Raw genomic sequence first — 13,665 nt, forward strand, 5'->3', positions numbered from 1 at the left:
GGGATGCTGCTCGCGATCGATGCCGGCAATACCAATGTCGTGTTCGCGCTGCTCGACAAGGGCGAGGTGCGTGCGCGCTGGCGCATCGCCACCGACCCGCGCCGCACCGCCGACGAATATGCTGTTTGGCTCAGCCAGCTGCTGGCGCTCGAAGGATTTGAGCGCAGCGTCGTAAGCGCGGTGATCATCGGCACGGTGGTGCCGCGCGCGCTCCACAATCTGCAGGTGTTGTCGTCGAAATATTTCGGCACCGAAGCGGTCATCGCCGGTCAGGGCCGCGCCGAATGGGGCTTTGCGCTGGATGTCGACGAGCCGCAAAATCTGGGCGCTGACCGGGCCCTCAACGTCATCGCCGGCCATGCGCGGCACGAGGGCGACCTCATCATCATCGATTTCGGCACCGCGACGACATTCGACGTGGTCGATTATCGCGGCGCCTATAAGGGCGGGATCATCGCGCCGGGCATCAACCTCTCGCTCGACGCGCTGGTGACGGCCGCTGCGAAGCTGCCGCGCATCGCCATCACCGCGCCGGAAACCACCAGCGTTGTCGGCCGCAACACCGTCGATCAGATGCATATCGGCATCTATTGGGGCTATATCGCGATGATCGAGGGGCTGGTCGCGCGGTTGAAGGCCGAGGTGGGCCGTCCGCTCAAGGTAATTGCGACGGGTGGCCTCGCGATCCTGTTCGAAAAGCATATATCGGTGTTCGACGCCATCGAGCCCGATCTGACGATCCAGGGCCTCTCCATGCTGTGGGAACGCAGCCAGCAAGGAAGTTAAGTGACTCCAGGAAACGAACTGCTTTTTCTCGCGCTCGGCGGGTCGGGTGAGATTGGCATGAACGTCAATCTCTATGGTTGCCAGGGCAAGTGGTTGATGGTCGATTGCGGCATTACCTTTGGCGATGCCAGCTATCCGGGCATCGACGTGATCCTGCCCGACCTGCAGTTCATCGAGGATCGTCTGGACGACCTGCTTGGGATCGTGCTGACCCACGGGCACGAGGACCATATCGGCGCGCTGCCGTATCTGGCGGGTGATCTGGGCGTGCCGCTTTACGCGACGCCGTTCACCGCCGGGCTGATCCACGGCAAGCTTTCCGAAGAGGGCATCGAGGACCGCGTCGAGCTGAACGTGGTCGACGAGGAAGGGCCGTTCGATATCGGCCCGTTCCGAATCACCTACACGCCGTTGGCGCACTCGATTCCCGAGGGCAACGCGGTGCTGATCGAAACGCCCTATGGCAACGTGTTCCACACCGGCGACTGGAAGCTGGATGAGGCCCCGTCGCTGGGTGGCGCCTCTACCGCCGAAGAACTGACGGCGATCGGCGATCGCGGCGTGCTGGCGCTGGTCTGTGATTCGACCAACGTGTTCAATCCCGAGGCCTCAGGCTCGGAGGCAGAGGTCCGCAAGGGGCTCGACGAAGTGATCGGCGCCGCCAAGGGGCGGGTGCTCGTCACCACCTTTGCCTCGAATGCAGCACGCCTGCAGACGCTTGGCGAAGTTGCGCGCGATACCGGCCGTGAGCTGTGCGTCGCCGGCCGCTCGCTCGACCGGATCATCCGCGTCGCCAAGGCGACAGGCTATCTGCGCGATTTCCCCGAGACGGTGGATTTCGAAACCGCGATGACGCTGCCCGCCTCGCGCGTGCTGATCGTCGCGACTGGCGGCCAAGGCGAGCCGCGTGCCGCGCTCAATCGCATTGCTGAGGGCAGCCATGTGCTGAAGCTGCACCAGGGCGATCTGGTCGTCTTCTCGTCGCGCCAGATTCCGGGCAACGAAATCGCGATCGGCAAGATCATGAACACGCTGGCGGACAAGGGTGTCGACATCGTCACGGATCGTCAGGCGTTCGTCCATGTTTCCGGCCACCCCGGGCGGCCCGAGCTTGCGGCGATGTACAAGTGGATTCGGCCGGAGATCATCCTCCCGGTCCATGGCGAGATCCGCCACATGCACGAACAGGCTCGCTTCGCGCTGGCGCAGGGCGTGCCGCAGGCGGTTACGCAGGTGAATGGCGAAATCGTTCGGCTGGCGCCGGGCAAGCCGGAGAAGATCGGCTTTGCGCCTGCCGGTAGACTGGTGCTCGACGGCGACGTTATCCTGCCAGCCGACGGCGCGACGATGACCGAACGGCGCCGCATCGCGCTCTATGGCCAGATGTCGGTTGCGGTGGCGATCGATCGCAAGGGGCGGCTGCTAGGCAGCCCGCAGATCCGCATTCAGGGCGTGCCGGTGGAGGAAGATCGCGATGATCTGATCGACGCCGCTGCCGATGCCGCCACGGAAGCCGTGGCGAAGGAGACCCGCGACCGCGAGAAGCTGCGCGAGGCCCTCCGGCTGGCGGTACGGCGAGTGGCGACGCGCTTCACTGGCAAGAAACCGGTGGTGGACGTGCTGCTGATCGAGGCGTAGCATCTGCCCATGAAGTGGCAGTCGGCGCTTGCGATCTATTTCCTGTTCTGGGCGATGTCGGTCTTCTTTGTGCTGCCGTTCGGCGTACGGACGAGCGAGGAAGCCGGCGTTCCGCTGGTTCCGGGCCAGGCACCCAGCGCGCCGCACCAGTTCAATGCGGGGCGCATCGCGCTGCGGACGACGATCGTGTCGGCCGTGCTGTTCGCGCTATTCTACCTCAACTATGTCTATGGCTGGTTGACGCCGGATATGCTCGACTGGGTGCACATGCCCAACGCGAATTAGCTTCGTACTACCAGCCAGAGGCGGTGCCTCTTCTATAAAGAAGAGATGGACGCCTTAAATAGCCTGCATGTTCAGATGCTTGCCGCGCTCGATGAGATGGAGCGGCTGTGCCTGGCGTCGCGCTGCGAGGAAGAAGCGGTAATGGCCGGGCGTTACCGGTTGACGCGCTTGAGCACCGCCCGTCGGCAATGCGTTACCAGCCTTTGCGAGCGCGCAATTGCCGAAGGGCGCGGCGATGCATCGATCGTCGCACTGCGGGACGACACACGCCGTTCGCGCGCTGAATCGAGCCATCATATCGGCACCTGGACCTTGCGACGGGTAAGCAGTGACTGGGCCGGTTATTGTCGTGCGTCGGCGGTAATCCGCAGCAAGTTGCGGCAGGAGATCGCCCGCGAGCGCGCAATTCTCGCTGGCGAAACTGACGGTATTCACCCGGGCGCGGCCGCCGATCCGGCGAGCAGGCCGCCATCAATGTTGAATTCGGCGCCGGTGACATAGGCCGATTCATCGGCCGCCAGCATCGCAGCGACCCCCGCGACTTCCTCGGCCGTGCCGAAGCGCCGTAGCGGCGTGTCGGCGACGAAAGCGGCGATGCGGATTTCCCGATCCGGCCCGTCTCCGAGCATCGGTTCCCACATCGGCGTGAGAATCGCCGCCGGGTGGATCGAGTTGCAGCGAATTCGCCAACCTTGCTGCGCACAATAGAGCGCGACGCTTTTGCTGTGGTTGCGCACCGCCGCCTTGGAGGAGGCATAGGCGGCCGCGAGGGGAATGCCCACCAATCCCGAGCGCGACGAGAGGTTGATGATCGAGCCGGTGCCTCGGTCCTTCATCGCGCCGATCGCATAGCGGCAGCCAAGAAAGGTGCCGTCGAGATTGACGCGGTGTACCGCTCGCCAGTCCGCCAGTGTTGCATGCTCCGGGTCATGGGCGGCGGGTCCGTCCTGAAAGCCAGTGATCCCGGCATTGTTCACCATCACATCGGCGGTGGGTACCAGTTGCGCCAGCCGCTCCCAGTCGGTTTCCTCCGCCACGTCGAGTTCGATGAAATCGCAGCCAAGCGCTGCCGCCGCCGTCGCACCCGCATCGATGTCGCGGTCCGTCAGGATCACGGTGGCGCCTTCGGCCAGGAAGCGCGCGCAAATTGCGCGGCCGATGCCGCGCGCGCCGCCGGTTACGACGCAGGTCTTGCCGTTCAGTCTTTGCATGATTGTCTCGCAGATAGAGTCCAGCCGCGACGGCGCCGGGCCGCCCGCTTGTGCATTGCCGCCTTAGCGGTGACGCTGGATCATCGTTCGCAAGACTCCTTGTGCAGAAAAGCTGGGCGTCGGCCCGGGCGCTCGCAAGCCTTAGGTGCGCAGCCGCTCGATTGCCTGGGCAAGCGCGACATAGAGTTTGCCCATATCCGACGACAGCAAGGTGACACCCAGCGGCGATCCGTCGCGCAGCGCGAGGATCTGGCGCAGCATGGCCTCGAAGTCGTGGATATAGCGGTTCACATTGTCGCGGAAGGTCTCGTCGCCGTCATAGAGGCGCAGCACTTCCCGCGCGTCCTGCGGATCGAGCAGGCGTACCGCACGGCGCGTAAAGACACCGCGGTCCCCCTTGAGATAGGCCGCCCAGGCGCTGTCGGTCACTTCGGCGGAGAAAGTCTTGGCGATGTCGATCGAGGCCGAGTTCAGCGCCTCGATCAGCAGCGACACGCGGCGCGAGAAGGAATCGCTGTCGGCGCGCTCCTGCGCCTCGCGCGCTTCCTCGATACGTGCCTCCAGCGCGCTGCTGGCGTCGCTGAGAGCCTGCATCTGATCGCTGAGGCGGCCTGAGGCGCGGGCCGCAGCCTGCACGGCGGCATCCGTTTCGCGCTGCAACGCTTGCAACTGATACTGTACGGAATTCTCCACGGCGCGTTGCAGTGCCTCGCCGCTTGCTTCCTCGATCGCACGGGCAGCGTCAGGCACGATCGCGGCGAGCGTTTCGCGCGCGTGGTCGGCGGCGGCGTGCGAGGTCTCTCGCACCCGCACCAGTGCTTCGACGAGGTCGGGCGCGGCGCTGTCGGTGAAGCGTCGCGTCGTCGCGATTGTCTCGTCGACGATGCGACCCAGCGTTTCGGCCTGCTCGCCACCGGTCGCCAGCGTATCCAGCAGCGATTGTTGCGTTTTCGCCAGGGTGTCGCGCTGCTTCGATACAACATCGGCGATCGCTTCGATCGCATCGTGCGTGCTCTCGGCGGCCGTGACCAGCGCAAGCAGCTCGGGCTTGGACGCGGAAACGACCTTGCGGCTGTCGTTGATTCGCGCGTCGAGCCGGGCCAGCGCCTCCGGCATCGTCTCGTCCATCTCGCGCGCGGCGGCGTCGAGCGCGGTCAGCAGTTCCTCAGCGGTGCCGATAACGACTCGGGCCGTGGTGTCGCCTGCGCGCATCGCGTCGGTCATCGCATCCATCGATTGATGGAGGACACTGATGGTCGCGGACAGCGACTGGGTGCGCTCCATGCCGGTCGCGTGCAGCGCGTCGAGTTCGCGATCGAGCTGCGCAGCGCCGTCCGCCAGGCGCTGGAACAGCGCGTCGCTGCGCATCTTTTCTTCGCTGAGGCGCGAAGAGATGCGCTGGATGACTTCCTCGATGGCGGCAATTCGGTCGCCCATCGCGGTCGTGCTTTCCAGCCCGGCGCGCTCCAGCGAGGCCTGATTGGCGGCGACCATCGCCAGCATCGCTTCGCCCGTGGCCGCGATGCCGCGGCGGGATTCGTCGACTGCCTGCGATGCGCGTTCGAGCACCGCGTCAACATCGGCGGACATCTGACCGGTAAGCTGCTCCAGACGGCTGCTGGCAGCGGCGCTGCTGGCTTCCATCCGGGCAATATTGGCGGCCAGCCGCTCGGCAGCACCGCTGGCGATCTGGTCGGCCTCGCGACCACGCTCACCGAGCGCGGAAAGCTGCGCATCCAGCGCTGCAGCGCGTTCACTGGCGAGGAGCCCGGCGGCATCGACGCGCTCCGCCAGCCCACGCATTTCGTCATGGGCCTTGGGAAGGGTGGAAAGGACCACCGCCACGCGCCGCTCGGCATCGGCGGTCGTGTCCCCAAGCTGTTGCACGCTGGACTGGACTGCCTGGGCCTGGCGGGCTGCGGCTTCAGCGGCAACGGCGATTTGCTCGACGGCGCGCGTGCCGATATCCTGCAGCGCAGTCGCTTGTTCAGCGAGGGCGACGCGATTGGCGTCGATCTGGGCCGCAAGGGTTGCGACCGTGCGCTCCAGCGAGGATGCCTCGGCGCGCATTGCCCGGGCCGTGGCGCCGAAACGCTGTGCCTCGGCACGGCTGGTACGCAGCGCCAGCAAGTAGAGAAGCGCGACCAGCACGGGTGGGACGCAGAGTGCAGCGACCGACTGGACGAGCTGCGGCGGCGTCATGCCGGCGCGGAGGGCGGGCCAAAGCAGAGCGAGCATCCCCCCGACGCTGGCCAAGGCGGCGATCCACGCAATTACAGGCGCCAGCCAACCGGCGCGGCGCGGTCGAGCAGGTTCCGCATCGTCCCAGGTTGCGGATTCATCCACCACGTCGGATGGCAAGGCGGGTTCGCTCAGAACCAGCTCCTCATGTTGCAAAACTTCTGCGCCGGGCGCCATTCTGGCCCTTCTGCCCCCTGTCATGCCTCCTGATGTACCATAATTGCACGCACGACCAATAGCGGACAGCGAATTTGACGCTGAAACGAAGGGTTAACGCTGCCGCGCTAGATCGTTTTCATGGCCTATGATCCGGGTGCTATCGATGCGACGCTCGCAGCGGCGGTGGGAGATGAGCCCGTGCTCATTGCCGAACTGCGCGCGGAGTTTCTGGCGGGCGTCCGCAGCGCGCTCGAAGGGCTGAAAGCCGCAAAAGGCGCGCAGCAATGGGCAACCGCAGCACTGCGGCTCAAGAGCCTGGCTGCCAGCTTTGGCGCGGTCCGCTTGATGGCGCTGGCTGAAGAAGCCGTATCGCGCACAGCGCAGGACAGGACGTTGCTCCGCCGGATCGAACGCGCGGTCGAGCGACTCTGAGCCTCACCGCTTTCGGCTGAGCTCGCGCATTGCGGCGTCGAGGCCGTCGAGCGTCAGCGGGTACATGCGGTCGCGCATCAGCCCCCGGATCATGCCCACCGATTGCGAATAGCTCCACTGCGCCTCCGGCAGCACGTTAAGCCAGACCGTCGCGGGATAGGTATCTACGACGCGCTGCAGCCACACTGCTCCCGCTTCCTCGTTGAAATGCTCGACCGATCCGCCCGCGTGCGTGATCTCATAGGGGCTCATCGATGCATCGCCGACGAACACGATTTTATAGTCGTGCCCGTATTTGTGCAGGATTTCCGCCGTGGGGGTGCGTTCGGTGGCGCGGCGGCGATTGTCCTTCCACACGCCTTCGTACAGGCAGTTGTGGAAATAGAAGAATTCGAGATTCTTGAATTCGGCGGTCGCAGCCGAAAACAGTTCCTCGCATAGCTTGATGAATGGGTCCATCGAACCGCCGACGTCGAGGAACAGCAGCAGCTTGACCGCATTGTGGCGCTCGGGGCGCATGCGCACGTCGAGCCAGCCCTGACGCGCAGTACCGGCGATCGTCGCATCGATGTCCAGCTCGTCGGCGGCGCCTTCCCGGGCGAAACGGCGCAGGCGGCGCAGCGCGATCTTGATGTTGCGGGTGCCGAGTTCGCGCGTCGAATCCAGGTTGCGAAATTCGCGGTTCTCCCAGACCTTGATTGCACGGCCGTGTTTGCTCTCGCCGCCGATGCGAACGCCCTCGGGATTATAGCCGCCATTGCCGAAGGGGGAGGTGCCGCCGGTACCTATCCAGCGATTGCCGCCTTCGTGCCGCTCCTGCTGCTCGGCGAGGCGCTCTTTCAGCGTCTCCATGATCTTTTCCCAGGAGCCGAGCGATTCGATTGCCGCCATCTCTTCTGGTGTCAGGAACTTCTGGGCGACTGCGCGCAGCCATTCTTCGGGAATGTCGGGTCGGCCATCGGTGAAGCGCGTTTCGATGCCGCGAAAGACATGCGCGAAAACCTGGTCGAACCGGTCGAGCAGGCCCTCGTCCTTCACATAAGTGGCGCGGGCGAGATAGTAGAAGGCCTCGGGCGATCGATCGATCACGTCCCGATCAAGCGCCTCTAGTAACAGCAGATGTTCTTTCAGGCTGGCCGGAATGCCCGCCGAGCGCAGCGCGTCGAGGAAGGCGAGGAACATGGGCCTGCCGGCTCAACTCGGCCGCTGGCGCCGCGCCATGAATGCGAGCCGTTCGAAGAGCATCACGTCCTGCTCGTTCTTGAGCAGCGCGCCGTGGAGCGGCGGGATCGCCTTGGTCGGATCGCGCGACTGGAGCACCTCCAGCGGCATGTCCTCGTGGAGCAGCAGCTTCAGCCAGTCGAGCAACTCGCTGGTCGAGGGCTTTTTCTTGAGTCCTGGTACTTCGCGCACTTCATAAAAGAGGTCGAGTGCCTTGCCGACCAGCAGCTTTTGAATGCCGGGGAAATGGACGTCGACGATCGCCTGCATCGTCTCGCGATCGGGGAATTTGATGTAGTGAAAGAAGCACCGGCGCAAAAAGGCGTCGGGCAGTTCTTTCTCGTTGTTCGAGGTGATGACGACGATCGGCCGTTCGGCGGCACGAACATTCTCGCCGGTTTCGTAAACGTGGAACTCCATGCGGTCGAGTTCCTGAAGCAGGTCGTTGGGGAACTCGATATCGGCCTTGTCGATCTCATCGATCAGCAGCACGGGCAGGGTGGGGCTGGTAAACGCCTCCCACAGCTTCCCCTTGCGGATATAATTGGCGATGTCGTGGACGCGCGGGTCGCCGAGCTGGCCATCGCGCAGCCGGGCAACGGCATCATATTCATACAGCCCCTGCTGCGCCTTGGTCGTCGATTTGACGTTCCATTCGATCAGCGGCGCGCCGACCGCCTTGGCGATCTCATAGGCGAGCACGGTCTTGCCCGTGCCGGGCTCCCCCTTGACGAGCAGCGGTCGGCGGAGCGTGACGGCGGCGTTGACGGCGACCTTCAGGTCATCGGTCGCGACGTAGCTCTGGGTACCTTCGAAGCGCATGTCCCAGGGTGTACCGGCCGAAGGGCGCCGGTGGCAAGGCTCAGTGCCGGCCGCGAGCCCCGGCCCGTGCCTCCAGCAGATCCCACAGGCCGCGATGCTGGGCATAGACCTGTTGCGCGCCGAACAGCATTGCGCGCTCGATCGAACCCTCACGGGCTAGAGCGTCGACCATGCTGACGGTCTCCGCCGCGAGGGGGAACTGGGCCGGTGCGATGGCCACGCCCCAGCGGCGGGCTGCGGCATCAAGCGTGGCGCGAATCTCCACCCAATCGATTACCAGCGCCACCGCGGCACCGGTCGCGCAACCGGCGCGACCAGACTGGGCTAGCATGTCCAGCGCGTGGCGCTGGGCCGCCGCAGCCGCCTCCGACTCCGCATGGCCGGGCGTGCTGGGCAGCGGGCCGGCGGCGGCCACCAGTCGCGCCATATAGGCGCGCTCGTCGGAAAAGGCGTCCGCACAGGCTTCGAGCCAGCCGGTTTCGATCGGCTGGCGCGCCTGGCGCAGGGCATGGTCGATCATCCCGGGATGGCGCGCGTGCAGGCGGCAGATATAATGGATCGCGTCCGAAAGGTCGCGTATCGGCGCATCGCTTACGCGCAGGGAGCGCAAATAGGAGTGGTTGGCACTGCCATCGGCTTCGGCCAGCGAACCCATGGTGCTCCAGGCGGCACCGAGTTGGGCAATCTGAACGGAATCAAACGGCATACGCGCCCCAAAAAAAGCAGTGGCAAAGTCCCGCGAAGTGCGGAGCCGTTCTATAAGCTAGGGAAATCTACTGAACCGCGTAGGAACGTGGTTTTCGCGCGTTTAACCATAACGGCAGCGATGTCTTCGGATCTGTGCATATCGCGCTGATATCAAAAGGGCCCCGCCAGTTTCTGGCGAGGCCCTTTGTCGATCGCGATCGTCGCGGCAGTTACTGATCGAGGAAGCTGCGCATCTTGCGGCTGCGGCTGGGGTGCTTCAGCTTGCGAAGCGCCTTGGCCTCGATCTGGCGGATACGTTCGCGCGTCACCGAGAATTGCTGGCCGACTTCCTCCAGCGTGTGGTCGGTGTTCATGCCGATGCCGAAGCGCATGCGCAGCACGCGCTCCTCGCGGGGGGTGAGGCTGGCGAGGACGCGGGTTACCGTTTCCTTCAGGTTCGCCTGGATCGCCGCGTCGACCGGGATGATCGCGTTCTTATCCTCGATGAAGTCGCCGAGGTGCGAATCCTCCTCGTCGCCGATTGGCGTTTCGAGGCTGATCGGCTCCTTCGCGATTTTCATCACCTTGCGCACCTTTTCGAGCGGCATGCTCAGGCGCTCGGCCATTTCCTCCGGCGTGGGCTCGCGGCCCTGCTCGTGGAGGAACTGGCGGCTGGTGCGCACCAACTTGTTGATCGTCTCGATCATGTGCACCGGAATGCGGATGGTGCGCGCCTGATCGGCGATCGAGCGGGTAATTGCCTGGCGAATCCACCACGTCGCATAGGTGCTGAACTTATAGCCGCGGCGATATTCGAACTTATCCACCGCCTTCATCAGGCCGATATTACCTTCCTGAATCAAGTCGAGGAACTGCAGACCGCGGTTGGTGTACTTCTTCGCGATCGAGATCACGAGACGAAGATTGGCCTCGACCATCTCCTTCTTCGCAATACGCGCCTCGCGCTCGCCCTTCTGCACCATGTTCACGATGCGGCGGAACTCGCTGAGCGCCATGCCGGTCTGCTGCGAGATTTCCGAAATCTCGGTGCGGATGCGGTCGACCGCACCGGCTTCGTTCTCGGCGAAGTTCTTCCACTTCTTGTCGAGCGTCGCGACGGTCTGCAGCCAGTTCTCGTCCAGCTCATGGTCGACATAGCGGTCGAGAAAGTCCTTGCGGCTGACTTTGTGGCGTTCGGCAAGGCGGAGCATCTGGCCCCCCAGCGCGGTGAGGCGCCGGTTGAAGCTGTAGAGCTGGTCGACGAGATATTCGATCTTCGCCTGGTGGAACTGCACCGATTCAACCTCGGCGGTCAGTTCCTCGCGCAGCTTCTGATATTTCTTTTCCTCGGCAGCCGGCATCTCACCGCCCGACGCCATCGCATCGAGCCGCTGCTGCTGCATTTTCGCGAATTTCTTGTACACCGCGGTGATATTGGCGAACTTTTCGAGCGCCTGCGGCTTCAGCTGTTCTTCCATCTGCGCGAGCGAGAGGGTGTTATCCTCTTCCTCGTCGTCCGACGGACGGCGCGCTCGGCGTTCGGTGAGCTCGTCATCCTCGTCGGACGACTCTTCCTCAATATCCTCTTCTTCCTTGTAGGACGGGCCGGCGTTCGATTCGCTGATCTCGCCATTGTCGTCCTCGGCGCCTTCGACCTGTTCGGCCGACGGACCCTTGGAAAGCATCGCGTCGAGATCGAGGATCTCGCGGAGCTGCATCGTACCTTCATTGAGCGCGGTGGACCAGCCGATGATCGCGTTGAAGGTTATCGGCGACTCGCACAGGCCCAGGATCATCGTGTCGCGACCGGCCTCGATCCGCTTGGCGATCGCAATCTCGCCTTCGCGGCTGAGCAGCTCCACGGCGCCCATCTCGCGCAGGTACATGCGCACCGGATCGTCGGTGCGATCGACGGTTTCCTTTTTCTTCGCGGTTTCGAAGGCAGGTGCGGAGTCGTCGCCAGAATCGGACGAATCGACTTCGTCGACCGTCTCGTCTTCGGGCTCTGCGTCCTCGCCGGCGTCCTCATTTTCAACGACATTGATGCCCATGTCGTTGAGCGCGGCCATGATGTCCTCGATCTGCTCCGAGGTCATCTGATCCTGCGGAAGCATCTCGTTCAGCTGGTCGACGGTGATATAGCCGCGCTTCTTCGCGCGCGCGATCAGCTTCTTGATCGAACCTTCGTTCAGATCGATCAGGGGCGCGTCACTCGTATCGCCTGCGTCGGTGACGTCTGCCATGTTCGCCTTCGCCATCAAATTCCTCGAAACTCAGATGGCGGCTATTTTACACCGCCTCTATTCCTCAAAAACGCCGTCGTCCGCAAGCATCAGATTTGCAAGCCGTGCTTCCAGCTCCTGCCGTTGCCGTACCAACGCGACCTGGCGGGCAAAAGCTGCATCGTCAAAATCCTCGCGCATCGCTGCCGTGGCCTCCGCAAGTGCGGCATCTACCGCGGGTTGCGCGACCATGACGGCGATTGCCTCGCTCAAATCGTCACGCGCCTTCGCCTCGTCGCCACCCTGGCGCGTAAAGGAGAAGGGCAACGTGCTCGCCTTGAGCAAGTCAGCAGCCACTGAATCGAATCCAGACCGCGCCAATATGGTGAGGACTTTGCTGCTATCAAGCTGCCTGTCGGCAAGCGCGACATCAATCACCGCTTCGAACAGCTTGCCGAGCGCATCGGAGGCGCTGCGCAGGCTGCCGAGCACTTCCATGTGCCGGGCGATTTCGGCCGGGTGGCGGATCAGCCCGGCGAGAACGGCGCGGGCGAGGATCGGGTCGAGTCCGCTGGCCTGCACGCCGCGGATCAGCGGCGAGGGCGGCTGCTCGGGCGGTTGCCAGACGCCCCGGGCATTCCGGCTGCCGCGCTGCGGGCGGGGCGGGGCAGGGCGGCTATCGTGACGAACGTTGCGCACGGAGCGACCGAAATGCTCGTCCGCTCTGGCACGAAATTCTGAGATATATTCGTGCTTTACGGTATTGTCTTGAATCTGGTTTGCAAGTTCGGCCAGCCGGCGCTTGAACCCGGCGCGCTGCTCCGGCGTGTCGAGCGGTTCGGCGGCGACTTCGCTGGCCCAGAGGCGATCGACCAAAGGCTCCGGCTTGCCGAGCAGCGCCTCGAACGCGGCAGGACCCTGCGACCGCACCAGATCGTCGGGGTCGAGGCCCTGGGGCAGCGTCACGAAGGCGAGGCTGCGGCCAGGGGCCAGCATCGGCAGGGCGCGGTGGGCGGCGCGGAGAGCGGCCTTCTGTCCGGCCGAATCGCCGTCGAAGCAGAGTAGCGGTACATCGGAGAGCCGCCACAGCCGCTCAAGCTGGTGCTCCGTGAGGGCAGTGCCGAGCGGCGCCACCGCCTCGCCGAACCCGGCCTGGGCGAGGGCGATCACGTCCATATAGCCTTCGACCGCGATCACCCGGTTCGCCTTGCGCGCGGCGGCCTGGGCGCGATCGAGATTGTAGAGCGTGCGGCCCTTGTCGAACAGCGGGGTCTCGGGCGAATTCAGGTACTTGGGCTCGCCGTCACCGATGATGCGGCCGCCGAACGCGATCACCCGCCCGCGCACGTCGCGGATCGGGATCATCAGGCGGCCGCGGAACCGGTCGTACGGTTCCTTGCCCTCGACCGCGATCAGCATGCCGGATTCGACCAGCATCGGATCGCCATAGCTTTTCAGCGCTTCCTTGAGCTTGCCGCGCGAATCGGGGGCGAAGCCGAGGCCGAAGCTGCGGGCAGTCTCCTCGCGGATGCCGCGCCGCTGGAGCACGGCGCGCGCCTCGGCACCCTCGATGCCGTTCAGTCGCTCGCTGAACCAGGTCGCGGCGTCACCCATCAGCTCGTGCAGGCCCTTGGCGCGCTCGGCCTTTTGCGCGGCGCGGCGGTCCTGCTCCGGCATGTCGAGCCCGGCGGCCTGGGCGAGTTCCTTCACCGCGTCGATAAAGGGCAGGCCGCGCTGGTCGGTCATCCAGCGGATCGCATCGCCATGCGCCCCGCAGCCGAAGCAATGGTAGAAGCCCTTGTCGTCATTGACGTAAAAGCTGGGCGACTTCTCGTTGTGGAACGGGCAGCAGGCGCGGAATTCCTTGCCCGCGCGCTGCAGTTTCACCGTCTTGGCGATGAGCGTGGAGAGCGTGGTGCGGGCGCGAAGCTCGTCGAGGAAGGCGGGGGTGAGGGACATGG

At 64.5% G+C, this 13,665-nt stretch carries 12 protein-coding genes; 5 read left to right on the plus strand and 7 right to left on the minus strand.

The features are described from left to right. Positions 1 to 3 precede the first annotated feature (3 nt). The 4 genes from ACT53K_RS05870 to ACT53K_RS05885 all read left to right on the plus strand — a co-directional run bounded on the left by ACT53K_RS05870 (position 4) and on the right by ACT53K_RS05885 (position 3,210). Positions 4 to 786 (plus strand): type III pantothenate kinase, encoded by a 783-nt coding sequence (locus ACT53K_RS05870; protein WP_476227624.1) that lies wholly within the window; start codon positions 4 to 6, stop codon positions 784 to 786. Continuing rightward, entirely contained in the window at positions 787 to 2,424 is a 1,638-nt protein-coding gene (locus tag ACT53K_RS05875; protein ID WP_476227626.1) for a ribonuclease J, read from the plus strand. Positions 2,425 to 2,433: 9 nt separating this feature from the next. Beyond that, positions 2,434 to 2,709 (plus strand): DUF1467 family protein, encoded by a 276-nt coding sequence (locus tag ACT53K_RS05880; protein WP_476227627.1) that lies wholly within the window; start codon positions 2,434 to 2,436, stop codon positions 2,707 to 2,709. 75 nt (positions 2,710 to 2,784) lie between these two features. Further along, positions 2,785 to 3,210 (plus strand): hypothetical protein, encoded by a 426-nt coding sequence (locus tag ACT53K_RS05885; RefSeq protein ID WP_476227629.1) that lies wholly within the window; start codon positions 2,785 to 2,787, stop codon positions 3,208 to 3,210. On the opposite strand, the gene ACT53K_RS05890 is transcribed toward ACT53K_RS05885, so the two are convergent. Both ACT53K_RS05890 and ACT53K_RS05895 read right to left on the minus strand, forming a co-directional pair. After that, positions 3,141 to 3,920 (minus strand): SDR family oxidoreductase, encoded by a 780-nt coding sequence (locus tag ACT53K_RS05890; protein ID WP_476227630.1) that lies wholly within the window; start codon positions 3,918 to 3,920, stop codon positions 3,141 to 3,143. The two genes, ACT53K_RS05885 and ACT53K_RS05890, sit on opposite strands and share 70 nt — an antisense overlap. A 141-nt stretch (positions 3,921 to 4,061) precedes the next feature. Next, positions 4,062 to 6,158, minus strand: coding sequence for a coiled-coil domain-containing protein (locus ACT53K_RS05895; RefSeq protein ID WP_476227631.1), 2,097 nt, complete (start codon positions 6,156 to 6,158; stop codon positions 4,062 to 4,064). Between the two features lie 300 nt (positions 6,159 to 6,458). On the opposite strand from ACT53K_RS05895, the gene ACT53K_RS05900 reads away from it, so the two are divergent. Further along, the gene (locus tag ACT53K_RS05900) at positions 6,459 to 6,752 is read left to right on the plus strand and encodes an Hpt domain-containing protein (protein ID WP_476227632.1); all 294 of its coding nucleotides are present in this window, start codon (positions 6,459 to 6,461) and stop codon (positions 6,750 to 6,752) included. A gap of 3 nt (positions 6,753 to 6,755) precedes the next feature. On the opposite strand, the gene ACT53K_RS05905 is transcribed toward ACT53K_RS05900, so the two are convergent. The 5 genes from ACT53K_RS05905 to dnaG all read right to left on the minus strand — a co-directional run bounded on the left by ACT53K_RS05905 (position 6,756) and on the right by dnaG (position 13,663). Beyond that, positions 6,756 to 7,934, minus strand: a complete 1,179-nt coding sequence (locus ACT53K_RS05905; protein ID WP_476227633.1) for a vWA domain-containing protein — start codon at positions 7,932 to 7,934, stop codon at positions 6,756 to 6,758. 12 nt (positions 7,935 to 7,946) lie between these two features. Continuing rightward, positions 7,947 to 8,795, minus strand: a complete 849-nt coding sequence (locus ACT53K_RS05910) for an AAA family ATPase (RefSeq protein ID WP_476227635.1) — start codon at positions 8,793 to 8,795, stop codon at positions 7,947 to 7,949. A 40-nt stretch (positions 8,796 to 8,835) separates the two neighbouring features. Then, on the minus strand, positions 8,836 to 9,501 hold the full coding sequence (locus ACT53K_RS05915) for a DUF6975 family protein (protein WP_476227636.1): 666 nt from the start codon (positions 9,499 to 9,501) through the stop codon (positions 8,836 to 8,838). 211 nt (positions 9,502 to 9,712) lie between these two features. Then, positions 9,713 to 11,740 carry an RNA polymerase sigma factor RpoD gene (gene rpoD, locus ACT53K_RS05920; RefSeq protein ID WP_476227638.1) on the minus strand — a complete coding sequence of 676 codons (2,028 nt, stop codon included), beginning with the start codon at positions 11,738 to 11,740 and terminating at the stop codon, positions 9,713 to 9,715. A gap of 42 nt (positions 11,741 to 11,782) precedes the next feature. After that, entirely contained in the window at positions 11,783 to 13,663 is a 1,881-nt protein-coding gene (gene dnaG, locus ACT53K_RS05925; RefSeq protein ID WP_476227640.1) for a DNA primase, read from the minus strand. Positions 13,664 to 13,665: the final 2 nt, after the last annotated feature.

The organism is Sphingomonas sp. DMC8, assembly GCF_056314185.1.